Annotated in this window: 2 protein-coding genes; both read right to left on the bottom strand. The window is 71.7% G+C overall.

What is annotated here, in order from left to right; translation table 11 throughout:
* Positions 1–1,196, bottom strand: a 1,196-nt coding sequence (locus tag E7Z53_RS19800) for a lactate utilization protein B (protein WP_176338691.1), incomplete at its 3' end; no start/stop codon positions are given.
* The coding region (locus tag E7Z53_RS19795) for a (Fe-S)-binding protein (protein ID WP_176338690.1) at positions 1,193–1,993 on the bottom strand (801 nt) is incomplete at its 5' end. The genes E7Z53_RS19800 and E7Z53_RS19795, both read right to left, overlap by 4 nt.

Genomic DNA, 1,993 nt, shown 5'->3' with positions numbered 1-1,993 from the left:
TCCGGGATGTTGATCTTCACCGGGCACACGTCGTAGCAGGCCCCGCACAGCGAGGAGGCGTAGGGCAGGGAGGCGTTCTGCTCGGAGGTGATGCCGGTCAGCTGCGGGGAGAGGATCGCCCCGATGGGCCCCGGGTAAGTGGAGCCGTAGGCGTGACCGCCGGCCTGCTCGTAGACCGGGCAGACGTTCAGGCACGCCGAGCAGCGGATGCAGTGCAGCGCGGAGCGCCCGGCGGGGTCGTCGAGCACGGCGGTGCGGCCGTTGTCCAGGAGCACCACGTGCACGTTCTGGGGGCCGTCCCCCGGGGTCACGCCGGTCCACATCGAGGTGTAGGGGTTCATCCGCTCCCCGGTGGAGGAGCGCGGGAGCAGCTGCAGGAACACCTCGAGGTCCTGGAAGGTGGGCACGATCTTCTCGATGCCCATCACGGTGATCAGGGTCTCGGGCAGGGTCAGGCACATGCGGCCGTTGCCCTCGGACTCCACCACGGTCAGCGTCCCGGTGGAGGCCACGCCGAAGTTCGCCCCGGAGACCGCCACGGAGGTGGAGAGGAACTTCTCCCGCAGGTGGGTGCGGGCGGCCTCGGCGAGGTCCCGGGGCTCGGACGTGAGCGTCTCGTCGGTCTCGGCCATCTCGGCCAGGAAGATGTCGCGGATCTCGTGCCGGTTCTTGTGGATCGCCGGGACCAGGATGTGGGACGGCTTGTCGTGGCCCAATTGGACGATCAGCTCGGCCAGGTCCGTCTCCGTGGCGGTGATCCCGTGGCCGGCCAGGTGCTCCTCGAGGCCGATCTCCTGGGTGGCCATGGACTTGATCTTGATGACGTCGGTGGACCCGGTGGCGCGCACGAGCTCGGTGACGATCCGGTTGGCCTCCTCGGCGTCGCGCGCCCAGTGCACGGTGCCGCCGCGGGCCGTGAGGTTGCGCTCGAACTCCTCGAGCAGGTGCGGCAGGTTCGCCATGACCTGCTCCTTGATCGCGGAGCCGGCGGAGCGCAGCTCTTCCCAGTCGGGCAGCTCGCCCGTCACCGCGGCGCGCTTGCCGCGGATGGTGTGGGTGGCGTGGCGGATGTTGGCGCGCATCTGCGTGTTGCCCATCTCGGCCTTCGCCGCGGCGGGGAACGCGGTCTGCGCGTGCAGGTTCCCCTGGCCGTGGACGGGGCGGACGGCGGGCATGCCCAGGGCCGTGCGGCTCATCGAGCTCCTCCGGTCGTGCGGGGGGCCGAGGACGACGCCGTGCGGCGCGCCCCGGGCCCCGGGATGGACAGCTCGACCGGCCCGGAGACCTCGAGCGGGTTCTCGCGGGTGGACGCGAGGATCTCGGCGAAGTGGACGGTGCCCGCACCCGTTCCCCGGCGGGCCATGGCCCCGCCCAGGTGCATCAGGCAGGAGGCGTCCCCCCCGGTGCACAGCTCGGCGCCGGTGGAGACGATGTTGTCGATCTTCTCCTCGGCCATCGCGGCGGAGACGTCCGGGTTCTTGAAGGAGAAGGTCCCGCCGAAGCCGCAGCACTCCTCGGCGTCGGGCAGCTCGACGAAGTCGATGTCCCCGACCGAGGCGACCAGGTCCTTCTGCCGGTCCCCCAGGCGCAGCAGCCGCATCCCGTGGCAGGACGGGTGGTAGGTCACCCGGTGGGGGAACCAGGAGCCGAGCTGCGCGGCCGCGTCGTGGACGCCGAGCACGTCGGTCAGCAGCTGCGAGAGCTCGTAGGTGGTGGCGGCGACGGCTGCGGCCTCCTGGGCGAGGGCCTCGTCCCCGCCGGCGCGGGCGATCATCGGCTGCTGGTGGCCCAGGGAGGCGACGCAGGAGCCCGACGGCGCCACGGCGACGTCGTAGTCCGCGGCGGAGAAGGCCTGCACGTGGTTGCGGACCACGGGCAGGGCGTCGTCGAAGTAGCCGCTGTTGACGTGCATCTGGGAGCAGCAGCCCTGGCCGGGCGGGAACACCACCTCGTGGCCGAGCCGCTCGAGCACCCGCACGGTGGCCAGCGCGAC

It is taken from the genome of Kocuria salina (assembly GCF_013368965.1).
GTDB lineage: Bacteria > Actinomycetota > Actinomycetes > Actinomycetales > Micrococcaceae > Kocuria > Kocuria rosea.
Note: the sequence above shows the minus strand (reverse complement) of the source record. Positions and strands in the feature narration are given on the sequence as shown.